Origin of the sequence: Streptococcus gwangjuense (assembly GCF_003627155.1) — a bacterium.
GTDB classification, from domain to species: domain Bacteria; phylum Bacillota; class Bacilli; order Lactobacillales; family Streptococcaceae; genus Streptococcus; species Streptococcus gwangjuensis.
The window spans coordinates 1,344,974-1,369,192 of record NZ_CP032621.1 but is presented as its reverse complement, the minus strand read 5'-3'; the positions used below and the strand labels follow the sequence as shown (position 1 = coordinate 1,369,192).

Annotated in this window: 22 protein-coding genes, 4 pseudogenes and 1 riboswitch; of the genes and pseudogenes, 20 read left to right on the top strand and 6 right to left on the bottom strand. The window is 42.4% G+C overall.

Translation table 11 applies throughout. The features are described from left to right. Positions 1–72: 72 nt before the first annotated feature. The 10 genes and pseudogenes from D7D53_RS06685 to pnuC all read left to right on the top strand — a co-directional run. The gene (locus D7D53_RS06685; RefSeq protein ID WP_120770521.1) at positions 73–1,266 is read left to right on the top strand and encodes an O-antigen ligase family protein; all 1,194 of its coding nucleotides are present in this window, start codon (positions 73–75) and stop codon (positions 1,264–1,266) included. Between the two features lie 144 nt (positions 1,267–1,410). Then, a complete protein-coding gene (locus D7D53_RS06680) occupies positions 1,411–1,854 on the top strand; it encodes a MarR family winged helix-turn-helix transcriptional regulator (protein WP_049491343.1) in 444 nt (147 codons plus the stop codon). A 34-nt stretch (positions 1,855–1,888) separates the two neighbouring features. Next, positions 1,889–2,080: pseudogene (locus tag D7D53_RS06675) on the top strand (nuclear transport factor 2 family protein); the annotation flags it as partial. Between the two features lie 14 nt (positions 2,081–2,094). Continuing rightward, the gene (locus D7D53_RS06670; RefSeq protein WP_120770520.1) at positions 2,095–2,823 is read left to right on the top strand and encodes an ATP-binding cassette domain-containing protein; all 729 of its coding nucleotides are present in this window, start codon (positions 2,095–2,097) and stop codon (positions 2,821–2,823) included. Continuing rightward, positions 2,816–4,336, top strand: coding sequence for an ABC transporter permease/substrate-binding protein (locus D7D53_RS06665; protein ID WP_120770519.1), 1,521 nt, complete (start codon positions 2,816–2,818; stop codon positions 4,334–4,336). Before D7D53_RS06670 ends, D7D53_RS06665 begins: the two co-directional genes overlap by 8 nt. A 331-nt stretch (positions 4,337–4,667) precedes the next feature. Further along, the gene (locus D7D53_RS06660; RefSeq protein ID WP_033679755.1) at positions 4,668–5,270 is read left to right on the top strand and encodes a hypothetical protein; all 603 of its coding nucleotides are present in this window, start codon (positions 4,668–4,670) and stop codon (positions 5,268–5,270) included. Beyond that, a complete protein-coding gene (locus D7D53_RS06655) occupies positions 5,270–6,061 on the top strand; it encodes an energy-coupling factor transporter transmembrane component T (protein WP_174705274.1) in 792 nt (263 codons plus the stop codon). Before D7D53_RS06660 ends, D7D53_RS06655 begins: the two co-directional genes overlap by 1 nt. Further along, a complete protein-coding gene (locus D7D53_RS06650; protein ID WP_120770517.1) occupies positions 6,037–6,873 on the top strand; it encodes an ABC transporter ATP-binding protein in 837 nt (278 codons plus the stop codon). Before D7D53_RS06655 ends, D7D53_RS06650 begins: the two co-directional genes overlap by 25 nt. After that, positions 6,860–7,660 (top strand): energy-coupling factor ABC transporter ATP-binding protein, encoded by an 801-nt coding sequence (locus D7D53_RS06645; protein WP_000103848.1) that lies wholly within the window; start codon positions 6,860–6,862, stop codon positions 7,658–7,660. Before D7D53_RS06650 ends, D7D53_RS06645 begins: the two co-directional genes overlap by 14 nt. A 320-nt stretch (positions 7,661–7,980) precedes the next feature. Continuing rightward, positions 7,981–8,184: pseudogene (pnuC, locus tag D7D53_RS06635) on the top strand (nicotinamide riboside transporter PnuC); the annotation flags it as partial. Between the two features lie 153 nt (positions 8,185–8,337). Here pnuC and D7D53_RS06630 read toward each other — a convergent pair. Next, positions 8,338–8,874: a TetR/AcrR family transcriptional regulator gene (locus tag D7D53_RS06630; RefSeq protein WP_120770868.1), complete on the bottom strand. Its 537-nt coding sequence runs from the start codon at positions 8,872–8,874 to the stop codon at positions 8,338–8,340. 132 nt (positions 8,875–9,006) lie between these two features. Between D7D53_RS06630 and D7D53_RS06625 the strand changes: the two genes are divergently transcribed. Continuing rightward, positions 9,007–9,897, top strand: a complete 891-nt coding sequence (locus D7D53_RS06625; RefSeq protein WP_120770515.1) for a cation diffusion facilitator family transporter — start codon at positions 9,007–9,009, stop codon at positions 9,895–9,897. A gap of 123 nt (positions 9,898–10,020) precedes the next feature. On the opposite strand, the gene galR is transcribed toward D7D53_RS06625, so the two are convergent. Further along, complete coding sequence (gene galR, locus D7D53_RS06620) at positions 10,021–11,040, bottom strand: DNA-binding transcriptional regulator GalR (protein ID WP_120770514.1); 1,020 nt, start codon at positions 11,038–11,040, stop codon at positions 10,021–10,023. A 163-nt stretch (positions 11,041–11,203) separates the two neighbouring features. Between galR and D7D53_RS06615 the strand changes: the two genes are divergently transcribed. The 5 genes and pseudogenes from D7D53_RS06615 (at position 11,204) to D7D53_RS10200 (ending at position 15,756) form a co-directional block, all read left to right on the top strand. Continuing rightward, on the top strand, positions 11,204–12,382 hold the full coding sequence (locus D7D53_RS06615; protein ID WP_120770513.1) for a galactokinase: 1,179 nt from the start codon (positions 11,204–11,206) through the stop codon (positions 12,380–12,382). Positions 12,383–12,400: 18 nt separating this feature from the next. After that, a complete protein-coding gene (locus tag D7D53_RS06610) occupies positions 12,401–13,882 on the top strand; it encodes a UDP-glucose--hexose-1-phosphate uridylyltransferase (protein ID WP_120770512.1) in 1,482 nt (493 codons plus the stop codon). 69 nt (positions 13,883–13,951) lie between these two features. Next, positions 13,952–14,356, top strand: a complete 405-nt coding sequence (locus tag D7D53_RS06605; RefSeq protein WP_120770511.1) for a PaaI family thioesterase — start codon at positions 13,952–13,954, stop codon at positions 14,354–14,356. Between the two features lie 179 nt (positions 14,357–14,535). Then, positions 14,536–15,299: pseudogene (locus tag D7D53_RS06600) on the top strand (DpnI domain-containing protein). Then, positions 15,296–15,756 (top strand): annotated as a pseudogene (locus tag D7D53_RS10200) (DpnD/PcfM family protein). The pseudogenes D7D53_RS06600 and D7D53_RS10200 overlap by 4 nt, the downstream one beginning before the upstream one ends. Before the next feature lie 50 nt (positions 15,757–15,806). Here the strand turns inward: D7D53_RS10200 and D7D53_RS06585 are convergent. The 4 genes from D7D53_RS06585 to D7D53_RS06570 all read right to left on the bottom strand — a co-directional run bounded on the left by D7D53_RS06585 (position 15,807) and on the right by D7D53_RS06570 (position 19,335). Further along, the gene (locus D7D53_RS06585) at positions 15,807–17,069 is read right to left on the bottom strand and encodes a nucleobase:cation symporter-2 family protein (RefSeq protein ID WP_120770508.1); all 1,263 of its coding nucleotides are present in this window, start codon (positions 17,067–17,069) and stop codon (positions 15,807–15,809) included. Continuing rightward, on the bottom strand, positions 17,069–17,650 hold the full coding sequence (locus tag D7D53_RS06580; RefSeq protein WP_120770507.1) for a xanthine phosphoribosyltransferase: 582 nt from the start codon (positions 17,648–17,650) through the stop codon (positions 17,069–17,071). Before D7D53_RS06580 ends, D7D53_RS06585 begins: the two co-directional genes overlap by 1 nt. 130 nt (positions 17,651–17,780) lie before the next feature. Continuing rightward, positions 17,781–17,876: riboswitch (purine riboswitch) on the bottom strand. Positions 17,877–18,109: 233 nt separating this feature from the next. Then, on the bottom strand, positions 18,110–18,496 hold the full coding sequence (locus D7D53_RS06575; protein ID WP_120770506.1) for a bleomycin resistance protein: 387 nt from the start codon (positions 18,494–18,496) through the stop codon (positions 18,110–18,112). An 11-nt stretch (positions 18,497–18,507) separates the two neighbouring features. Then, complete coding sequence (locus D7D53_RS06570) at positions 18,508–19,335, bottom strand: exodeoxyribonuclease III (protein WP_120770505.1); 828 nt, start codon at positions 19,333–19,335, stop codon at positions 18,508–18,510. Positions 19,336–19,468: 133 nt separating this feature from the next. Here D7D53_RS06570 and D7D53_RS06565 point away from each other — a divergent pair, with 133 nt between their 5' ends. The 4 genes from D7D53_RS06565 (at position 19,469) to D7D53_RS06550 (ending at position 24,194) form a co-directional block, all read left to right on the top strand. Continuing rightward, a complete protein-coding gene (locus D7D53_RS06565; RefSeq protein WP_120770504.1) occupies positions 19,469–19,924 on the top strand; it encodes a DUF3290 family protein in 456 nt (151 codons plus the stop codon). Further along, a complete protein-coding gene (locus D7D53_RS06560) occupies positions 19,921–20,556 on the top strand; it encodes a DUF421 domain-containing protein (protein WP_120770503.1) in 636 nt (211 codons plus the stop codon). The genes D7D53_RS06565 and D7D53_RS06560 overlap by 4 nt, the downstream gene beginning before the upstream one ends. A 160-nt stretch (positions 20,557–20,716) precedes the next feature. Continuing rightward, on the top strand, positions 20,717–22,462 hold the full coding sequence (locus D7D53_RS06555) for an ABC transporter ATP-binding protein (RefSeq protein WP_120770502.1): 1,746 nt from the start codon (positions 20,717–20,719) through the stop codon (positions 22,460–22,462). Then, positions 22,452–24,194, top strand: a complete 1,743-nt coding sequence (locus D7D53_RS06550; protein WP_120770501.1) for an ABC transporter ATP-binding protein — start codon at positions 22,452–22,454, stop codon at positions 24,192–24,194. The genes D7D53_RS06555 and D7D53_RS06550 overlap by 11 nt, the downstream gene beginning before the upstream one ends. Positions 24,195–24,219 lie beyond the last annotated feature (25 nt).

The following is a 24,219-nucleotide window of genomic DNA, read 5'->3' as shown; positions in this document are numbered from 1 at the left end:
CTAAAAAAGTGGTACAATAAAGGGTAGCTTACTATTATCTGAATCAATTGATTTGGAGAGAAAGGATTCGTTTTGAAATCAATAGGCTTTATTGAAAAGCTGAAAGGGTTGTCTAGTAAAGAGCTGATTTTATTGGGAATTATCCTGAGTATCTTTTTACCCTTTTATCTTTTTGTAGTTGTATTCTGTTTATATATTATTAGTTTGATTTTTACAGGAGACATGAAAAGTATTCTTCAGAAAATGGGGGAGCATCCGATGCTGCTTCTTTTTCTTGGCTATAGTACTGTTATATCCGTTTTTGCACAAAATTGGATGGGAGTTGTGGCTTCAGTAGGAATTTTTCTATTTACTGTTTTCTTTTTGCACTATCAGTCGATTTTATCACATAAATTCTTTCGATTGATTTTGCAGCTCGTCTTGTTTGGTAGCGTCTTGTCAGCTGCTTTTGCGAGTTTAGAACATTTCCAAATTGTGAAGAAATTCAACTATGCTTTTCTTTCACCCAATATGCAGGTGTGGCATCAGAATCGTGCAGAAGTGACCTTCTTTAATCCTAATTATTATGGAATTATTTGTTGTTTCTGTATCATGATTGCTTTCTATCTGTTTACAACGACCAAGTTGAATTGGTTGAAAGTATTCTGTGTGATTGCAGGCTTTGGTAATCTCTTCGGTTTGAACTTTACGCAAAATCGAACTGCCTTTCCTGCTATTATCGCTGGAGCCATTATCTATCTCTTTACGACCATTAAAAACTGGAAGGCCTTTTGGCTTAGTATTGGGGTCTTTGCGATTGGCTTGAGTTTCCTTTTTTCCAGTGATTTAGGAGTTCGGATGGGGACTTTAGACTCTTCTATGGAAGAACGGATTTCTATCTGGGATGCTGGGATGGCCTTATTTAAGCAAAATCCTTTTTGGGGTGAGGGGCCATTAACCTATATGCACTCTTATCCTCGGATACATGCTCCTTATCATGAACATGCTCACAGTCTTTATATCGATACGATTCTGAGTTACGGAATTGTGGGGACCATTTTACTAGTTTTGTCTTCTGTGGCTCCTGTTCGCTTGATGATGGATATGAGTCAGGAGTCGGGGAAACGTCCGATTATTGGTCTTTATCTATCTTTTCTTACAGTGGTTGCTGTACACGGAATCTTTGACTTGGCCCTCTTCTGGATTCAGTCAGGTTTCATTTTCTTGCTAGTTATGTGCAGCATTCCATTGGAACGTCGAACTTTGGTATCGGACATGACGGATTAAGTTTATAAGATTGAAATCTTCTACCTTGAGTAGGAGATTTTTTTATTGGGAAAAATTATTTCTAAATCGAAATAGTTGACAGTTAGAATAATGAGTGTTACAATTACTTTATTCGTTTCGATATCGAAATAAATTGGAGGTGTCATGAAAGATAGTCATTTGCTAGCTCATCATATTCGTTTATTGAATGGGCGGATTTTTCAAAGGTTACTGAGCCAAGACCCTGAAGCTCTTTATCGGAGTGAGCAGGGAAAGATTTTAGCGGTTTTATGGAATAGTGAAACTGGCTGTGCAACTGCGACAGATATTGCTTTGGCGACTGGACTTGCTAATAATACGCTGACGACTATGATAAAAAAGCTAGAGGAACAAAATCTTGTAACTATTAGTCCATGTGGAGAAGATAAGCGTAAGAAGTATTTGGTTTTAACAGAGTTGGGGCAGTCTCAGAAAGAAGTGGGGCATCGTGTCAGTCAGAAATTGGATACGATTTTTTACAAAGGATTTTCAGAGGAAGAAATTCGTCAGTTTGAAGCCTTTCAAGAAAGAATTTTGGCTAATCTGAAAGAGGAGGAAAATGAGGTTTAAAATGGAGCAAATTAGCTGTTTATAAGTAAAGACCACTTTTGACTTTGTTTTTAAACTCTTAGGACAAGGAAACTATGTGGTTAGCTATGGTCAGACTCAGATTGGTGGAGTTGCCTATGTCCAGTATGATATCTTCCGTCTAGAAAACGGGAAAATTGTGGAGCATTGGGACAATAAGGAAGTCATGCCTAAGGTAGAAGACTTGACCAATCGAGGGAAGTTTTAAATTGAGGATACAGAATGATTGAATACAAAAATGTAGCTTTACGCTACACAGAAAAAGATATCTTGAGAGATGTCAATTTACGAATTGAGAATGGCGAGTTTATGGTTTTAGTTGGTCCATCTGGATCAGGTAAGACGACCATGATTAAGATGGTCAACCGCCTCTTGGAACCGACTGATGGAAATATTTATATGGATGGCAAGCGTATCAAAGACTATGATGAGCGTGAACTTCGTCTTTCTACTGGTTATGTTTTACAGGCTATTGCTCTCTTTCCCAATCTAACGGTTGAGGAAAATATTGCCCTGATTCCTGAGATGAAGGGATGGACTAAGGAAGAAATTGCTAAGAAAACTGAGGAGCTTTTGGCTAAGGTTGGCTTACCAGTGGCTGAGTATGGGCATCGTTTGCCTAGTGAATTATCTGGTGGGGAGCAACAGCGGGTTGGTATTGTCCGTGCTATGATTGGTCAGCCTAAGATTCTTCTCATGGATGAACCTTTTTCGGCCTTGGATGCAATTTCGAGAAAACAGTTGCAGGTTTTGACGAAAGAATTGCATAAAGAGTTTGGGATGACAACGATTTTTGTTACCCATGATACGGATGAAGCTCTGAAATTGGCGGACCGTATTGCTGTTTTGCAGGATGGAGAGATTCGTCAGGTGGCGAATCCCGAGACGATTTTAAAAGCTCCTGCAACAGACTTTGTAGCAGACTTGTTTGGAGGTAGTGTTCATGACTAATTTAATTGCAACTTTTCAGGATCGTTTTAGTGATTGGTTGACAGCTCTATCTCAACATTTGCAGTTGTCACTTTTGACCTTGTTGTTGGCTATTTTTATCGCGATTCCCTTGGCTGTTTATCTCCGCTATCATGAGAAGTTGGCCGACTGGGTCTTGCAGATTGCAGGGATTTTCCAGACTATCCCGTCTCTGGCCTTGTTGGGGCTCTTTATCCCCTTGATGGGAATTGGAACCTTGCCGGCTTTAACAGCGCTAGTGATTTATGCGATTTTCCCGATCTTACAAAATACCATCACTGGGTTGAAGGGAATTGATCCAAGTCTGCAAGAGGCTGGGATTGCCTTTGGGATGACTAGGTGGGAGCGCCTCAAGAAGTTTGAAATTCCACTTGCCATGCCTGTCATTATGTCTGGGATTCGCACGGCGGCCGTTTTGATTATCGGTACGGCCACCTTGGCGGCCTTGATTGGTGCAGGGGGACTAGGTTCCTTTATCCTTTTGGGAATTGACCGTAATAATGCCAGTCTGATTTTGATTGGGGCCCTTTCTTCTGCAGTGCTGGCTATTGCCTTTAACTTACTATTAAAAGTGATGGAAAAAGCAAAATTGCGGACGATTTTCTCTGGTTTTGCCTTGGTGACAATATTGCTCGGTCTGTCTTATAGTCCAGCCCTCTTGGCTCAAAAAGAGAAAGAAAATTTGGTGATTGCTGGGAAATTGGGTCCAGAACCAGAAATTTTGGCCAATATGTATAAGTTGCTGATTGAGGAAAATACCAGTATGACTGCGACTATTAAACCGAATTTTGGGAAAACAAGCTTTCTCTATGAAGCTCTGAAAAAAGGCGATATTGACATCTATCCTGAATTTACGGGTACGGTAACTGAAAGTTTGCTTCAACCATCACCAAAAGTGAGTCATGAGCCAGAGCAGGTTTATGATGTAGCGCGTGATGGTATTGCCAAACAGGATCATCTAGCCTATCTCAAACCTATGTCTTATCAAAATACCTACGCTGTAGCTGTTCCGAAAAAGATTGCTCAAGAATATGGTTTGAAGACTATTTCGGACTTGAAAAAAGTGGAAGGACAGTTGAAGGCAGGCTTTACTCTCGAGTTTAATGATCGTGAAGATGGCAATAAGGGCTTGCAATCAATGTATGGTCTCAATCTCAATGTAGCGACCATGGAACCAGCCCTTCGCTATCAGGCGATTCAGTCAGGTGATATTCAAATCACGGATGCCTATTCGACTGATGCGGAGTTGGCGCGTTATGATTTGCAGGTCTTGGAAGATGACAAGCAACTTTTCCCACCTTATCAAGGGGCACCACTCATGAAAGAAGCTCTTCTCAAGAAACATCCTGAGTTGGAAAAAGTTCTCAATAAATTGGCTGGTAAAATTACTGAAAGCCAGATGAGCCAGCTCAACTACCAAGTTGGTGTTGAAGGTAAGTCAGCAGAACAAGTAGCCAAGGAGTTTCTACAAGAACAAGGTTTGTTGAAGAAATAGGTTGAGAAGCTAGACTCAATTTGGTTAAACGACTATATAGAAGAATGCTCAGACAATGTCGTCTGGGCTTTTTTGGTATTAGAGTTACTAAATGTCATTTAAAATGGAAAATAAGAGAAAATTTTCAGGAATTTGCAAATTTAACTGTAAAGACACTTGGCTATTCATAAAATAGGTGTATAATGTGTTGTGAACTACTTAACAAACAAGGATTTTCAGCTCATGTCGACTAAGGCTAGAAATCATGTGTATAGACAGTTCATTATCTAATAGAGCGTTGCGTCCGAAAGTCTATCCAGACACGGCTCTTTAAAAACAAAAGGAGAAGATTATGAAAACAGAACCGATTCATCGTACCAGTATGTGGAAATTTAAGTTAAGTGCTGCCACCATGACTTTGATTCCCGCTGCCGTGGGGATTAACTATGTTGCCAAAGCCTTGGCGGAGGGGTTAAAGTTGCCCGTTTGGCTGGGGTCTTTGGGAACCTTTCTTACCAGCATGTTGGCTGGGCCGGTTGCCGGTGCCATTAGTGGTTTCATCAACAACGTGATCTATGGGCTGACCTTATCGCCAATTTCAACCGTGTATGCGATTACCAGCATCGGAATTGGGATTGCTGTCGGAGTTTTGCACGCCAATGGGTGGTTCTCGTCAGCGCGACGAGTATTTGTTTCTGCTATTATTATTGCCATCGTTTCAGCTGTCATTTCAACGCCACTCAACGTCATCTTTTGGGGTGGTCAGACCGGTATCGCTTGGGGTGACTCATTGTTTGCGGTAATGGTCGCCAATCATGCACCAGTGTGGCTGGCCTCATTTACCGATGAGTTTGTCTTGGATATTTTGGATAAAGTCTGCGTGGCCTACCTGTCATTCTTCATCTATCGTCAGCTGCCGAAGCGGATGGTGCACTTCTTTAGCGATGATAAATGATGACTGATAAAACATTGATTTCTGGAGCGCCACGGGTCAAGCTCAAGTGGTACCAGGTGATCGATCCGATTACTAAGCTCTTGTTCATCTTGGACATGACGTTGTTGAGCTTTGCCAGTATGAATTTATTGCTTCAGGCCGGATTAATTCTTGTCGCAACACTGCTATTGTTATTTTCCAAATTGAGTTCTACCACCTTTAAGGCGCTGGGATTCAGCCTGTTTCTGATTTGCACCATGCTGATCATCCAAGGGTTATTTTACAGTCGGAATCAAACTGTGCTGTTTTCTGTGCTTGGGGTGTCGTTCTACAAAGAAGGCCTGATTTACGCCACCACTCTGGGTTGTCGAGTATTGGTGATTATTTTGACCAGTGGCTTTTTTATGGTGATCACGAGTATTTCAGAAAACGCGGCCTATTTGGAACTGTCCGGATTGTCTTATAAAACCGTCTACGTTCTGATGTCGGTGTGTTATATTTTGCCGGAAATGATGCGCAATATGCGGAAAATCCAGCAGGCACAAAAAGTTCGCGGAACCAATCCGCAAAAAACGTTGATTCAGAAATTAAAGTCAGTCCTGCCGGTTCTAATTCCATTGGTGATTAAGACCTTGGATCAATCGATGACGCGGTCGATTTCTCTCCAACTGAGAGGTTTTGATAATCTTAACCGGACTGTCAGAACCTCCCAGCGCGTGTATCGCCTGTCGCGGACGCTGCACATTGGTCTGACTGGATTGGCAATTTTATTGATTGGGTGGAAGATATGGACGAAGATAAACGGATTGTAATTGAAAATTTGACCACCCGTTATCCGGGTACTGAGCAACCACAACTGCGTCAGATTAACGCGGAGGTTCATACCGGCCAGGTGGTTGGGATTATCGGGAATAGCCACTCCGGCAAATCGACTTTGTGCCGTGTGCTGGCAGGGGTCATTCCCAAAATTGTGTCTGCTGAGATTGAGGGCGATTGGCACATGTTTGGCCAGCGAGTGTCCGACAATTGGCCCGTTTATAATGCCATGAATGGAGTTGTACTGCAAAATCCAGCTGGCCAACTAAGCGGGTTGGCAGACACGGTTGCCGATGAAATCGCTTTTGACTTGATTAATCAGGGAATGGCTGAAGGACTGATTCAAAAACGGGTTGAAGAAGTTGCCACGCAAATGGGGCTGATTGAACAGCTTAATTTGCGTCCCGAGAGCCTTTCCGGTGGTCAGATCCAGCGGTTGGCAATTGCCACGGCGATTGCGGCTAACCCGGCTGTTTTGATTATGGATGATCCGACCAGTCAAATGGATCCCCTTGGCCGCCGACAATTTTTCCAATGGCTGGCCCAAGTCAAAGAGACGACTGTCTTCATTGTCACCAGTGAAATTGACGATTTGTGCGAAGTCGCCGACGTTGTGTGGGTGCTGCATGAGGGTCAAATGGTAGCCCAGGGCAGGCCGGGTGAGGTGTTTAATCATTTGGCAGCTGACTGGCAGATTCCAGCCCCTACAATCCAGCAACTTGCTCAAAAAATGGATTGGCACTTGGCTGATGGCCGGTATCCGGTGAATTACGCTGATCTGAAGGAGGTTCGTTATGTCCACAATTGAACTGAGCCACCTGACGTTCACTTATCCGGAACGGTCCTTTAGCTTGGATGTTGAAGACAAACACTTCGCCGATCCGATGGTGGCGATTGTCGGCCAAAATGGTGCCGGCAAATCAACGCTCTTCAAATTGTTGACGGGCTTGCTGACACCACAAACCGGTGTGATTAAGATCGATGGAGAAAATTTTAATGATCTTAAACCAGTCGAAAAGTTACTGAAGGTTGGGATTACTTTTCAGAATCCTGACGATCAGCTTTTCAACCCGACCGTTCAACGAGAGGTGGAGTGGAATGTCGCGCAGGTCATGGATGACCACGACACGATTACGAGGCGGGCTTTAGCGGCTCTAAAAAGAGTTGGCTTGGATGATAAAACAGCTGAAAGTCCATATGACCTGTCATTGTCGGAACGCAAGCTGTTGAGCGTTGCCACAGTTTTGGCAGTGGATCCGGCGATTTATTTATTTGATGAGCCGATGATGTCGCTTGATTGGGAAAGCCGGCGCAAGTTGACCGCAATTTTCCATCAGTTGGCTGATTCGGGCCACCAAGTTGTGACCATCACCCATGACATGGATTGGGTCGCCGCCGAGTTTGAGTCGGTGTATGTTATGGAACACGGGAAGTTTGGCTTCGCCGGCAGTCCACGGGAATTGTTCAGCAATCACGAACTTGTCCAGCGAGTGGGGTTACTGCCACCGCGGATTATGGACATAGCGGAGTCGCTGGGTGATTCACAGACATATTTATCGGTTAATGATTATTGCCAGAAAAATCGAGATGTATAGAAAAAGTCACCTCTGCGGGTTTTCCAGGTTGAAGGATTAACTTCAGCTTCTGGCAAGAACTCACATGGGTGACTTTTGTGTTTAATAACGTTTCATGATCATCGGGTGCTTCCTCAGATCATTCGGTTTGATTTTACTTTGTTTCATGGTCATAATCATATACCATTTCTTTTGGATTTTTTGTTTGACTAATACAAAATAGGTCTTCATAGGTCTTTGCATTTTTAGCGCCCATTAGGATCATCAGTATAATTTTCTGAATTAGGAGACTGTCCCATCACTATTCGAACTTCGTCTCCCAACTTACGCTGTTCCCATTCAATGGGGTAGGGCAAATCCTCATGACAGCCGTTTACCGTGAACAGTGGATATTCTGGGCAGCTACCAATGTCTTTTCAATCTATCTCTGGTGGGGAGAAAGCCTGCAAATTCAAGGGAAATATCTAATTTATCTCATTAACAGTCTAGTTGGTTGGTACCAGTGGAGCAAGGCAGCTAAGCAGAATACGGATTTACCTAACTAGGAAAAGATGTTTTAGGTTTTGGGATAAAACAGATAGAGTTGATAATAAAGGATTTTATATTATGAAAAAGAGGATTGGCGTATCCTCTTTTCTTGTTGAAAAGATAAAAAACTCAGTAACCTAGAAATAAGGTAACTGAGTTCTACTCTGTATTCAATTTTTAGGAATGAGAAGGTCTAGATAAAATTGGACAACTTCCTGGTCTGTAAAATCTTGTCCTTTTTTGAGCCACCAGGTTAATGTCTCGATAAAGTTGGACACGACCAAGTGTTGGAGATAAGAGGCAGGCAGACTGGGGTGAGCTTCTTTTAAATCATCAGCCATCACGGAATAGATATGGTGTTCTAGCTCTCTCTGGAGTTGACGGAGGAAGTAGTCATTTTTGGAAAATAGCAGACTGGTGATATGGTCTTGGTTTTTCTGAAAATGGAGATAGAGGTGGGCGAGGTAGTCCTCGGTTGAAATGGATTGCTCTCTTTCAAAGAGGTGATGGAAGAGGTAGCGACAAAGTTCGTCCAGAAGTAGTTCCTTGCTCTCATAGTGACAGTAAAAGGTGGAACGTCCCACATCTGCGAGGTCAATGATATCCTGAACTGTAGTGGATTCGTAGCCCTTATCGTTCAAAAGTTGTAGAAAAGCTTGATAGATGGCTTTTTTTGTTTTGCTGATACGGCGGTCAATGGTAGTCATATGGACACTTGGGGCAAATTGTTCAGAACTGAATAAAGCTGACATTTTGCTTCTATCCTTTCTTTGAGTTTTAGTGGATAATGATAATGAACAAGGTGTTCATAAATCTATTATAACAAAGGAATGAGAAAGATGAAGGCAAAATATACTGTTTGGGCAGCTTTTTTCTTAAATTTAAGCTATGCTATTGTTGAGTTTATCGCAGGAGGAATCTTCGGTTCGAGTGCTGTTCTTGCTGATTCTGTCCATGACTTGGGAGATGCTATAGCTATTGGCATATCGGCCTTTTTAGAAACAATCTCAAATAGAGAAGAAGATAGGCAGTACACCTTGGGTTACAAGCGATTTAGTCTTTTAGGGGCCCTAGTGACTGCTGTGATTCTTATCACAGGATCCATCCTAGTGATTTTGGAAAATATAACTAAACTTTTTAATCCACAGCCCGTTAATGATGAAGGTATCCTCTGGCTAGGAATTATTGCAGTCAGTATCAATGTGCTAGCTAGTCTAGTAGTTCGCAAGGGAAAGACAAAGAACGAGTCAATTCTCAGCCTGCACTTTTTTGAAGATACACTTGGTTGGTTGGCTGTCATTCTAATGGCTATTATCCTCCGATTTACAGATTGGTATATCCTTGATCCACTCTTATCTCTTGTCATTTCTATCTTCATTCTAACAAAAGCTATTCCACGTTTTTGGTCTACACTCAAGATTTTCTTGGATGCTGTGCCAGAAGGACTAGAGACAGGTAATTTGGAGAAGGATTTGGAGGCTCTGCCCAATGTCAAAAGTGTCAATCAACTTAGCATTTGGTCCATGGATGGTCTGGAAAATAATGCCATTGTCCATCTCTGTTTAGAAGATTGGGATCAGATGACGGAAACAAAGAGTCAAGTACGTCAGCTCTTAGAAGAAAGAGGTGTGCAGAATATTACCATCGAAGTGGACACCAGTCAAAGCAATCATGCGCAACATAAGCGAAAGGTAACAGCTTTAGAGCAGCCCCACGGGCATCAACATTAGAAAAGAGGTTGGGGGAAAGTCTTTAAAAGTAAAAAGCGCATAGTGTCAGGCATTGAAAATATGATACTATGCGTTTTATTGTGAGGATATTTAATTCATTTTATCTTGAAATTTAGTTTTTGCCTAGATTCTAATATCTGAATCATTCCTTGTACTCTCTCTCAATGTCAGTCTGGTTCCCAGCATGGTCAGGCTAGGGATTTTGCGACCGTGGAGTACTTCCTTATTAAGAATATCCATACCTGCCCGGCCCATTTCCTCGGTATAGACCGTGATGCTAGAAAGGGGTGGATAGACCTGCTTGGTCAGACTAGTGTCGTTAAAGGAAATGAGGCTGACGCGGTCTGGTAGGCTGATTCCAGCTTCTTGGAGGGCACGGAGGGCACCGATGGCTAAACTATCGCTGGCTGCGAAAAAGGCTGGCGGGAGTTGGTCTCCTAAGTTCTGAATGGCCTCCTTCATCAGGTCATAACCAGACTGAGCAGTAAAGCTTCCTTGAAAGACCAGTTCATCATGATAGATTCCTTTTGTTTGACTGTAGTTCTTAAAGTTTTCCAGACGCTTGTCCTGAATGATTTCTTCTTGATCAGTTGTTTCTTCAAGACCTGTTAGAATCCCAATGCGATTCAACCCTTGACTGAGGAAATAATCGACAACCTGTTTCATAGCAGTGTAAAAGTCCGTAATAATGCAGGTATGTCCCAGGGAAAGTGTATCACTGTCTAGAAAGACCAGGGGTTTTTGGTATTCCTCAAAGGCAGAAATCTGAGCTTGGCTAAATTTTCCGATGCAGAGAATCCCAATCACTTCCTCGCTTAGGGTAAAAGGGTGGTCATTAAAATAGCGCAAGATATCGTAGTCCAACTCTTGGGCTCTTTTTTCAATACCCAAGCGAATCTGGTAGTAGTAGAGGTCGTCCAGCTCCCCTTGTTCGCTGACCCATTGGATAATGGCAATCTTTTGCTTGGGCTTGTGGGACTCGCCTGTCTTGAGGTGCTTGGTGTAGCCCAGCTCTTCAGCAACAGTTAAAATACGGTGTCTTGTTTCTTCTGTAACAGATAGGCTCTGGTCGCGGTTGAGGACACGGGAAACGGTCGCGATAGAGACAGAGGCTAGCTGTGCAATGTCTTTTAAAGTAGCCATAAATCCTCCTTGATTAGATTAGTATATCATATTTTTCTGTATTTTACTGATAGTTTAGTAAAAGTTTAGTAAAAAGGATTGACCTTGGGAAATCCCTTGGATACAATAGAAGAAAACGATTACACGTTAAGGTGACTTAACGGACAGTAAAAGGAGAAATCATATGACACAACATCTTACTGCTGAAGCTCTTCGTAAAGACTTTCTTGCTGTTTTTGGTCAAGAAGCAGACCAAACCTTCTTTTCACCAGGCCGTATCAATCTGATTGGTGAACACACGGACTACAACGGTGGGCACGTTTTTCCAGCTGCTATTTCCTTGGGAACTTACGGTGCAGCTCGCAAGCGTGACGACCAAGTCTTACGTTTCTACTCAGCTAACTTTGAGGACAAGGGCATTATCGAAGTGCCTCTCGCTGATCTCAAGTTTGAAAAAGAGCATAACTGGACCAACTATCCAAAAGGAGTTCTTCATTTCTTGCAAGAAGCTGGGCACGTGATTGACAAAGGTTTTGATTTTTATGTTTATGGGAATATCCCAAATGGTGCTGGCTTGTCTTCTTCAGCATCCTTGGAACTTTTGACAGGAGTCGTGGCAGAGCATCTCTTTGATTTAAAATTAGAGCGTCTCGATTTGGTTAAAATTGGAAAACAAACAGAAAATAACTTTATCGGAGTCAACTCTGGTATCATGGACCAATTTGCTATTGGTATGGGGGCTGATCAACGTGCTATTTACCTTGATACCAACAACTTAGAGTATGATTTGGTACCACTTGATTTGAAGGACAATGTCGTTGTTATCATGAACACTAACAAACGCCGTGAATTGGCGGATTCTAAATACAATGAACGTCGTGCTGAGTGTGAAAAAGCAGTGGAAGAATTGCAAGTTGCTTTAGATATTCAGACCTTGGGTGAATTGGATGAGTGGGCCTTTGACCAATACAGCTATCTGATTAAAGATGAAAATCGTTTGAAACGTGCTCGCCATGCTGTGCTTGAAAACCAACGTACCCTCAAAGCTCAAGTAGCCCTTCAAGCAGGAGATTTGGAAACATTTGGTCGTTTGATGAATGCGTCACACGTTTCTCTGGAGCATGACTATGAAGTAACTGGTTTGGAATTGGATACTCTTGTTCACACAGCTTGGACACAAGAAGGTGTTCTCGGTGCTCGTATGACAGGGGCAGGTTTTGGTGGATGTGCCATTGCCTTGGTGCAAAAAGATGCTGTTGATGCCTTTAAGGAAGCTGTTGGCAAACACTACGAGGAAGTAGTTAGCTACGCTCCAAGCTTCTATATCGCTGAAGTTGCAGGTGGCACTCGCGTCCTTGACTAGTCAAAAGGAGGCTCTATAGTGACCTTAGTAGATAAATTTGTAACACATGTCATTTCCGAAAGTTCATTTGAGGAAATGGATCGAATCTACCTGACCAATCGTGTCTTGGCACGAGTGGGAGATGGTGTTTTGGAAGTTGAGACGGATCTGGATAAATTGATTGACCTCAAGGACCAGCTGGTTGAGGAAGCCGTTCGATTAGAGACGATTGAAGATAGTCAGACTGCGCGTGAAATCCTCGGTACTGAACTGATGGATTTGGTAACTCCTTGTCCGAGTCAGGTCAATCGTAACTTCTGGTCAACCTATGCCCACTCTCCTGAGCAAGCGATAGCGGATTTTTACCAACTCAGTCAGAAAAATGACTACATCAAACTCAAGGCTATTGCTAAAAATATTGCTTATCGTGTACCGTCTGACTACGGTGAACTTGAAATTACCATCAATCTCTCTAAGCCTGAAAAAGATCCGAAAGAGATTGCAGCAGCCAAGTTGGTGCAAACTAGCAATTATCCTCAGTGTCAACTTTGTCTAGAGAATGAAGGCTACCATGGTCGGGTCAACCACCCAGCCCGTAGCAATCACCGGATTATCCGTTTTGAAATGGCTGGTCAGGAGTGGGGCTTCCAGTATTCGCCCTATGCTTATTTTAACGAGCACTGTATCTTTTTAGATGGCCAGCATCGTCCCATGGTTATCAGCCGTCAGAGCTTTGAGCGTCTGCTGGCTATCGTAGAGCAGTTTCCAGGATATTTTGTTGGATCTAATGCCGATTTGCCGATTGTTGGGGGCTCTATTCTAACTCATGATCATTATCAGGGAGGCCGTCACGTCTTTCCGATGGAATTGGCTCCCTTGCAAAAGACTTTTCAATTTGCAGGTTTTGAGCAGGTCAAGGCTGGGATTGTCAAGTGGCCAATGTCAGTGTTGCGTTTGACTTCGGATTCCAAAGAGAATTTGATCAATTTAGCTGACAAGATTTTGCAGGAATGGCGCCAGTATTCAGATCCTACAGTGCAGATTTTGGCAGAAAATAATGGAACACCACATCACACCATCACACCCATTGCCCGCAAACGAGATGGTCAGTTTGAGTTGGACTTAGTCTTGCGAGACAATCAGACTTCAGCAGAACATCCTGATGGCATCTATCATCCCCACAAGGATGTCCAACATATCAAGAAGGAAAATATCGGCTTGATTGAGGTCATGGGCTTGGCAATCTTGCCACCACGTCTGAAAGAAGAAGTGGAGCAAGTCGCTAGCTATCTTGTAGGAGAAGCTGTTACAGTTGCCTCTTATCATCAAGAGTGGGCAGATCAACTCAAAGTCCAACATCCAGATCTAACGGATAAAGAAAAAGCCCTTAAAATCGTCCAGGACTCTGTGGGTACTATCTTTGCGCGTGTACTTGAGGATGCAGGGGTTTACAAGCAGACGGAACAAGGGCAGACAGCCTTTATGCGCTTTGTGGAACAGGTCGGAATTTTGCCAGACTAGGTGCTTTCTCCTTGCACAGTCCTATAAAAAGTAGTATCATAGTGTCGTTTGAAATATCAGGAGGAAACGATGAAAGACTTTCATTTTGACGCTATATCTGCCTTTGAAAATTACGAAATTGAACAAATGAGAGATGGTCACGTTGTGGTGACGACAAAAGTAGTGGACTCGTCGCTCAACTACTATGGCAATGCCCATGGTGGCTATCTCTTTACCCTTTGCGACCAGATCAGCGGTTTGGTGGTCATATCTTTGGGGCTTGATGGAGTGACACTCCAATCCTCTATCAACTACCTTAAAGCAGGAAAACTCGACGACGTGTTGACCATTAAAGGAGAATGTGTCCATCAAGGTCGCACAACCTGTGTCGTGGATGTCGATATCACCAATCAAGAAGGCAGAAATGTCTGTAAAGCCACCTTTACCATGTTTATCACAGGCCAGAGGTCAGAAGAAAGACAGGTAAGGATATAAAGAAAGGTGAGTGGGATAAATTTATCTCACTCATTTTTAATTTATGAGATATGTTAGAAGGAAATATAAAAGAGAGTGATGAAATACAAATGTAATAGGTACATATTGTGGTATACTAGTTATAGTAGATTTTAATTGCTTATATCGAGTGAATTCTCATATTAGTGAGGAATTTTTAAATGGAATTACACTTTAATTTAGAATTAGTAGAAACCTATAAAAGTAATAGCCAAAAGGCACGTATCTTAACGGAGGATTGGGTTTATCGTCAGTCTTATTGCCCTAATTGTGGGAACAATCCCTTAAATCATTTTGAAAATAATCGGCCTGTAGCAGATTTTTACTGTAATCATTGTAGTGAGGAGTTTGAACTGAAGAGCAAAAAAGGAAATTTTTCATCAACAATCAATGATGGTGCTTATGCAACCATGATGGAGCGTGTTCAGGCAGATAATAATCCTAATTTCTTTTTTTAACTTATACAAAAAATTTTGAAGTAAATAATTTTCTTGTCCTTCCAAAGCAATTTGTTACACCGAAATCAATTATTCAAAGGAAGCCACTTGCGCCAACTGCTAGACGAGCAGGTTGGATTGGTTGTAACATTGATTTATCACAAGTACCTTCTAAAGGAAGAATATTTCTTGTGAAAAATGGACAAGTTAGAGATCCAGAAAAAGTTACAAAAGAATTTAAGCAAAGTTTATTTTTAAGGAAGAACTCTCTTTCAGTAAGAGGTTGGACAATAGAAATTCTAAATTGTATAGATAAGATAGATGGTTTAGAATTTACCCTTGAAGATATGTACCGTTTTGAAAGTGACTTAAAAAATATCTTTGTTAAGAACAATCATATCAAAGAAAAGATTAGGCAACAGCTTCAAATATTAAGAGACAAAGAAATAATAGAATTTAAAGGTAGAGGAAAGTATCGGAAATTATGAAAACGAAACAACTTGTTGCATCAGAAGAGGTGTATGATTTCTTAAAAGTTATCTGGCCTGATTATGAAACAGAGAGTAATTATGAAAACTTAAGTTTGATGGTTTATACTTTATCAGACCCTGACTGTGTGAAATGGATATCTGCAAATATAGAATTTGGTGATGAGGAACAACTTTCTTTGTTGAATAAAAAATATAGCTGGGAATATGGAGATGAATTGCCAGAGTGGTTGGAAAGTCCCAAACATAGATTATTGTTAATAAGTGAGTTATTGGAGAGAAACTTAAGATGAAAAAGTATACTATAGAAATTACTGAAACTCTAACCCGTTTAGTGAGTATAGAAGCTGAAGATAAGTATGAAGCTGAACGTATTGTAAGAGAAAAGTATAAGAATGGTGAAATAGTTCTTGATGCAGATGATTTTCAGGACTATGATACTAGCATATATGAGTAGATAGATGTTTTTATTTTGTCAAACAAAAAAGAGGCTCACACCTCTTTTTCTTATTTTTTCTTCCTGTTTAGGACGGCATTGAGGACAATGGCCAGTAGGCTAGCTACAACGATTCCGTTTGAGAAGAACATTTGGAAGGCTGTCGGCATGCTGACAAAGAGATTACTGTTATTGAGTCCGACACCTGCAGCGATTGATACTGCTGCGATAAGGAAGTTATGTTCATTGTTAGCAAAGTCAACACGAGCGAGGATTTGCATCCCTTGAATAGACACAAAACCAAACATTACCAGCATGGCACCACCGAGGACAGGGCTTGGAATGATTTGAGCAAGGGCACCAAACTTAGGAAGGAGTCCAAGGAGAACCAGGAAACCAGCTGCGTAGTAGATTGGCAGGCGAGTCTTGATACCTGACAATTTAACCAAACCAACGTTTTGTGAAAATCCTGTGTAAGGGAAGGTGTTAAAGATTCCTCCGAGAAGTACGGCCAAACCTTCTGCGCGGTAACCGTTGCGAAGGCGCGTGCTGTCGATTGGATCTTTTGTGATATCAGACAAGGCCAGATAAACACCAGTAGACTCAACCATAGACACCGTTGCGATGATACACATCATGACAATAGATGAGATTTCAAAGGTTGGCATCCCAAAGTAGAGTGGAGTTGGGACATGGACAAGTGGTGCTGCCGCAACAGGAGAGAAATCAACCAAGCCCATGCTAGCAGCAATGGCAGTTCCAACAACCAGGCCAATCAAAATAGAGATAGACTTGATAAATCCTTTGGTAAAGATGTTAATCAAGAGGATAATCAGAACAGTGATAGCTGCAAGCAAGAGACTTTGACCAGTTGGCTCTGGAACGTTATTTCCCATATTTCCAATAGCGACAGGAATCAAGGTTAATCCAATTGTTGTGATAACAGATCCTGTTACGATAGATGGGAAGAGATTGGCTACTTTTGAGAAGATGCCTGAAACAAGAACAACGTAAATCCCTGATGCGATAAGGGCACCAAACATAGCGCCACTACCATGGCTTTGCCCAATCATAATCAAGGGAGCGACGGATTGGAAGGCCACTCCAAGAACGACTGGTAGTCCAATTCCAAAGTATTTGTTGAGTTGGAGTTGGAGGAAGGTTGCCACCCCACACATAAAGATATCTGTAGAAATCAGGTAGGTCAACTGCTCAGCTGAATAGCCAAGGGCTGTCGCAATCATGATAGGAACCAGGATGGATCCTGAGTACATGGCTAGTAAGTGCTGCAAGCCAAGAACGGCTGCTTGCGAGTGTTTTTCTTGAGTTTGCATTAGAGATCTGCCTCCTTAAAAATAACTTGACCATTTTCAAAACGATCCAAACGAGCGAGTGATAGGACGGGGTAGCCTGCTTTTTCAAGCAAATCACGGCCATCTTGGAAAGATTTTTCAATTACAATACCGATAGCTTCGACTGTTGATCCAGCTTGTTCGATGATTTGAATCAAGCCTTTAGCAGCTTGGCCATTAGCAAGGAAATCGTCGATAATCAAGACATTGTCCTCAGGTGAGAGGAATTTTCCAGCGATAGAAACGGTGCTTGTTACCTGCTTGGTAAAGGAGTAAACTTCAGCAGTTAAGATGCCTTCGTTCATAGTGATGTTCTTAGCTTTTTTGGCGAAAATCATGGGAACGTTTAAGGCTTCAGCTGTAAAAACGGCTGGGGCAATACCCGACGCTTCAATGGTCACGACTTTGGTAATACCAGCAGAAGTGAATTTTTCCGCAAAAACCTTACCAATCTCTCTCATCAAGCTAAAGTCAACTTGGTGGGTTAAAAAGGAATCTACTTTGAGAATGTTGTCACCCAAGATATGTCCATCCTTGAGGATGCGCTCTTCTAATAATTTCATAAGACCTCCTAAAGTCTAAAAGCCAATTCATTTGCTTGTTTCAGATTTTTATCCAGTAAAAACTGATAGAAAAAAGACCTACTTAATCTCTAAGTAAGTCCCCAAAATAGGCATGGCAAAAAAGACCATCCCCTCAAGCTGACTTACTTATTGTTAGGTGTTCCGGCACCTTGTAGAAACGTCGTGCCAATTCACGACATAAACAAGTAAAACGATATTCAATTTTAAATAGGCTTGAGCCAATGTTTTTATTTTACACTAAATAACTTTAGAAATCAAATGTTTTGTTAGTGTTTTGGTTTAAAAAACGAACAAATATAATAAAAATGGGCAAAAATTAACTTATTGGCTAACATTTAGAAGGTTTTTCCATCATAAAAGGGCATATTATTAGGTTTTTAAACACCTGACAATATGCCTCTTTCTAACTTTAAAGACTTTTTCCCAATCTTTATTATTCTACTCGCTAAATCTTAAAAAATAGCCATCTGGATCTAGAACTGCAAATTCATGGGGATATATAAAGCTATCTCCTACTCGAAATTCTCTTTTTGTCAGGGGACGATGGATAGGATAGTCAGCTTCCAGCAGTTTTTGGTGGAGCTGAGGAACATCTGCAATGCCAAAGGAAATATTGACACCGCGCCCGAAAGGATAGGTCAGCTGAGCTAATTCTTCTGCGCTGCCTTCTTCTAGCATAAGTTGGCAGTCTTCAAGCGAGAGGAAGAGAAATTTCTCCTCGGGGCGCTCGTATTCGACAGAGAATCCTAGCAGGTCGCAGTAGAAGTGGCGTGATTTTTCGATGTCAGATACTACAAATTCAGGAATGAGAGCTTGATAGTCCATTCGCTTTCTCCTTAGAGTTCAATCTCCATGACAATGGGTGTGTGGTCTTGGCGAGCTCCTGAGTCAATCATATCAGATTTAGTGACCTTGTCTGCGAGACGGTTACTTGTGAGCCAGTAGTCGATTCTCCAGCCTGTATTGTTGATTTTAGAAGTCTTGCTGCGCTGTGCCCACCAAGTGTAGCGTTCTGGAACATCGCCGTGAATGTGGCGGAAGGTATCAGTAAATCCAGTTGCCAAAAGGTTGGTAAATCCAGCACGCTCCTCGTCGGTAAATCCTGGTGAACGACGGTTGCTGGCAGGATTTGCAAGGTCGATTTCATTGTGGGCTACATTGTAGTCACCGGTCGCCAGGACTGGTTTTTCTTTGTCTAGTTGAGCCAAGTACTCAGCATATTTGACATCCCAGACTTGACGTTCTTCCAAGCGTTTGAGACCATCACCAGCATTTGGTGTGTAAACCTGGGTCACGAAAAATTCATCAAATTCTAGAGTGATGATACGACCTTCCAAGTCCATGGTAGAAGGGGCACCGATTTCTGGGAAAGTGACAGTGGGTGTAAGTTCTTTTTTATAAAGGAACATGGTTCCAGCATAGCCTTTACGGGCAGGTTCTTGGGAAGAGCGCCACGTGTTTGCGTAGCCTGGGAAGAGTTCTTCTAAAATTTCCAAGTGTTTCTTTGTAGGACCCTTGGCAGAAAGCTTGGTTTCTTGGATAGCAATGACATCAGCATTTTCAGCGACCAAGGTTTGTAGGACTTCTTGGGACAATTTTGCACGAGCTGAGTCACTAGTTAGGGCAGCATTGAGGGAATCAATATTCCATGAGATGAGTTTCATAAAGTTACCTTTTTCATTCAGATTATAGATTTTATTATACCAAAAAAAGGTCTATTTCCCCAACGTATGGTTTGAAAAATCCCCCTCTTTCGTTTATAATGAAGAATGATCTTATGAAAGGGAGTGAAAATAAATGAAATTTTACTCATATGACTATGTGCTAAGCCAAATCAGTCAGCAAAATGGCATCATGATTGGCTTTGGGATTGTTCTCCTAGCTATCACAGGTTTTTTTGCTTTTAAGGCTTATCGTGATAAAAAGGGGACTAAGTTTCGGGAATTGGTCATGATTTTGGCCTTGACCTTGGTGGCCATGCTTTTGGTGACAATTTCAAAATACCAGACCAATCAAGCCTCTAACAACCAATTTCAAACCTCCCTTCATTTTATAGAGGTTGTTTCCAAAGACTTGGGAGTAGATAAATCAGAAGTTTACGTCAATACTTCTGCAATCATTGATGGAGCGCTAATCAAGGTAGGTTCAAATGTCTACCGCGCCATGAACGGGAACCAACCAGACAAGTATCTTTTAGAGAAAATAGAATTGCATCAAACAGATGCTATTGAATTGGTGGAGGTAAACAAATGACGCTCAACTATATGGAAATTTTAATCAAACTGGCCTTGGGTCTCTTCTCGCTGGTTTTTGTTATTAATGTGACAGGAAAGGGGAATCTAGCACCTAACTCTGCGACAGACCAAATTCAGAACTATGTTCTTGGTGGTATCATCGGTGGGGTGATTTACAATAGTTCTATCAGTATTCTCCAGTATGCAGTGATTCTGATGATGTGGACGATTTTGGTTTTGACACTCAAATGGCTCAATAACAATGTTCGTTTTGTCAAACGCTTGATTGATGGGAAACCAACTCTTCTTATCAAAAACGGGAAGATTGACCCAGAAGCCTGTCGTTCAGTTGGCTTGTCTGCAGCGGATGTAGCCCTCAAACTTCGTAGCCAAGGGATTTTCCAGATGAAGCAAGTTAAACGAGCTGTGCAGGAGCAAAATGGCCAACTCATCGTGGTCCAAATGGGAGATGAAAATCCTAAGTATCCAGTTGTGACTGACGGTGTGATTCAAGTCGATGTTTTGGAGTCGATTGGTCGTAGCGAAGACTGGTTGCTTGACAATCTCAGTAAGCAAGGGCATGACAATGTAGCTAACATCTTTATCGCTGAGTATGACAAGGGTGCTGTTACAGTCGTAACCTATGAATAAGAAAAGCCTGGGGTCTTGTACTCTTCAAAAATCAAATTCAAACTGCGCCAACGTCGCCTTGCCGTACTCAAGTACAGCCTGCGGCTAGTTTCCTAGTTTGCTCTTTGATTTTCATTGAGTATTGGCCTCAGGTTTCCATTTGCAATCAGAAAGGGATTTTATGTCCATTATTCAAAAACTTTGGTGGTTTTTCAAGTTAGAAAAGCGCCGTTATCTAGTCGGAATTGTGGCTTTGGTCTTGGTTTCCGTACTCAATCTCATTCCACCTATGGTTATGGGGCGGGTTATTGATGCTATCACATCGGGACAATTAACCCAACATGATCTCCTTCTTGACCTATTTTACTTGCTTCTTGCAGCCTTTGGTATGTACTATCTGCGCTATGTTTGGCGTATGTATATCCTCGGGACTTCCTACCGTCTGGGACAGATTATGCGCTCTCGCTTATTTGAGCATTTCACAAAAATGTCTCCAGCCTTTTATCAAACCTATCGGACGGGGGATCTGATGGCACACGCAACCAATGATATCAATGCCTTGACTCGTCTAGCAGGTGGTGGGGTCATGTCTGCGGTTGATGCTTCTATCACGGCTTTGGTGACTTTGCTGACCATGCTCTTTAGCATTTCGTGGCAAATGACCCTAGTTGCCATTTTACCCTTACCTTTCATGGCTTATGCGACCAGTCGTCTAGGTAGAAAGACCCACAAGGCTTTTGGTGAATCGCAGGCTGCCTTTTCTGAACTCAATAACAAGGTGCAGGAGTCTGTATCAGGTATTAAAGTGACCAAGTCTTTCGGGTATCAGGCGGACGAGTTGAAGTCTTTCCAGGCAGTCAATGAATTGACCTTCCAAAAGAACCTCCAAACCATGAAATACGATAGTCTCTTTGACCCCATGGTTCTCTTATTTGTTGGTTCCTCCTATGTTTTAACGCTCTTGGTAGGCTCTTTGATGGTTCAGGAGGGGCAGATTACCGTTGGGAATCTGGTCACCTTTATCAGCTACTTGGATATGTTGGTTTGGCCTCTTATGGCCATCGGCTTCCTCTTTAATATTACTCAGCGAGGGAAGGTTTCTTACCAGCGGATTGAGGAACTTTTGTCTCAGGAATCACCTGTACAAGACCCCGAGTTTCCTCTAGACAGTATTGAAAATGGGCGCTTGCAGTATGCCATTGATAGCTTTGCCTTTGAAAATGAGGAAACACTGACAAATGTTCACTTTAGTTTGGAAAAAGGGCAAACTCTGGGCTTGGTTGGGCAGACAGGTTCTGGGAAAACATCTTTGATCAAGCTCCTCTTGCGTGAATACGATGTGGATAAGGGTGCTATTTACCTAAACGGTCACGATATTCGCGATTATCGTTTGACAGACCTTCGCAGTCTCATGGGCTACGTCCCTCAGGACCAGTTCCTCTTTGCGACTTCTATCTTAGACAATATCCGCTTTGGCAATCCTAACTTGCCCCTTTCAGCGGTCGAGGAAGCGACTAAGCTAGCCCAAGTTTACCAAGACATTGTAGCCATGCCTCAGGGATTTGATACCTTGATTGGTGAAAAGGGAGTCAGTCTTTCTGGTGGTCAAAAGCAACGTCTGGCCATGAGTCGGGCTATGATTTTAGACCCTGATATCTTGGTTTTGGATGATTCTTTGTCAGCCGTGGATGCCAAGACAGAGTATGCGATTATCGACAACCTCAAGGAGACGCGAAAGGACAAGACAACCATTATTACGGCTCATCGCCTGAGTGCAGTTGTCCATGCAGATTTGATTTTAGTCCTGCAAAATGGTCAAATCATCGAACGAGGCAGGCACGAAGACTTGCTAGCTTTGGATGGCTGGTATGCCCAAACCTACCAGTCTCAGCAGCTGGAAATGAAGGGAGAAGAAGATGCAGAATAAGAAAGAACAATGGACTGTATTGAAGCGCTTGATGTCCTATCTCAAGCCTTATGGGGTCCTTACCTTTTTGGCACTCAGTTTTCTACTAGCGACGACGGTCATTAAAAGTGTCATTCCCCTTGTGGCCTCCCACTTTATCGACCAGTATCTCAGCAATCTAAACCAATTCGCTGTGACCGTTTTGCTGGTCTACTATGGTCTTTATATCCTACAAACTCTGGTCCAGTATGTCGGCAATCTTCTCTTTGCGCGCGTGTCTTACAGTATTGTTAGGGATATTCGTCGGGATGCCTTTGCCAATATGGAGAAGCTGGGCATGTCTTATTTTGACAAGACGCCAGCAGGCTCCATTGTCTCTCGTTTGACAAATGACACCGAGACTATCAGTGATATGTTTTCGGGGATTTTATCTAGCTTTATCTCAGCAGTTTTTATCTTTCTGACAACGCTTTATACTATGTTGGTGTTGGATTTTCGTTTAACAGTTTTAGTCTTGCTCTTTCTCCCCTTGATTTTCCTTTTGGTCAATCTCTATCGGAAAAAATCAGTGAAAATCATTGAGAAAACCAGAAGTCTCTTGTCAGATATCAATAGCAAGCTGGCTGAAAACATCGAGGGAATCAGGATTATCCAGGCCTTTAATCAAGAGAAGCGCCTGCAGGCAGAATTTGATGAAATCAACCAAGAACACTTGGTCTATGCCAACCGTTCTGTAGCCTTGGATGCCCTCTTTTTGCGCCCTGCCATGAGTTTGCTGAAACTCCTAGGATATGCAGTTTTAATGGCCTATTTTGGCTATCGTGGCCTTTATCTGGGAATAACAGCAGGGACCATGTATGCCTTTATTCAGTATATCAACCGCCTTTTTGACCCCTTGATTGAAGTGACGCAAAATTTTTCGACCCTTCAAACGTCTATGGTGTCTGCAGGTCGTGTCTTTGCCTTGATTGATGAGAGGACCTATGAGCCTCTTCAAGAAAATGGACAGGCCGAGATCAAAGAAGGCAATATCCGTTTTGAACATGTATGTTTCTCTTATGATGGCAAACATCCGATTCTGGATGACATTTCTTTCTCTGTTAACAGGGGTGAAACCATTGCTTTTGTGGGTCATACAGGTTCAGGGAAATCGTCTATTATCAATGTTCTCATGCGCTTTTATGAATTTCAGTCAGGGCGAGTTCTCTTGGATGATGTGGATATCCGGGACTACAGTCAGGAAGAGCTGAGAAAAAACATCGGTCTAGTCTTGCAGGATCCCTTCCTCTATCATGGGACCATTAAGTCCAATATCGCCATGTACCAAGAAATCAGTGATGAGCAGGTACAGGCTGCAGCTAGCTTCGTGGATGCAGATTCCTTTATTCAAGATCTTCCTCAGGGGTATAACTCCCCTGTGTCTGAGCGTGGTTCGAGCTTCTCTACTGGTCAACGCCAGCTTCTTGCCTTTGCTAGAACAGTCGCCAGTCAGCCTAAAATTCTGATTTTGGATGAAGCGACAGCCAATATTGACTCTGAAACAGAAAGTCTGGTTCAAGCTTCTCTGGCTAAGATGAGACAGGGACGGACAACCATTGCCATCGCCCACCGTCTTTCTACCATCCAAGATGCCAACTGCATCTATGTCTTGGACAAGGGGCGCATTATCGAGAGTGGAACCCATGAGGAACTCTTGGCTCTAGGAGGAACCTATCACAAGATGTATAGCTTGCAAGCAGGGGCCATGGTCTAATACTCGTTGATTTTCATTGAGCATA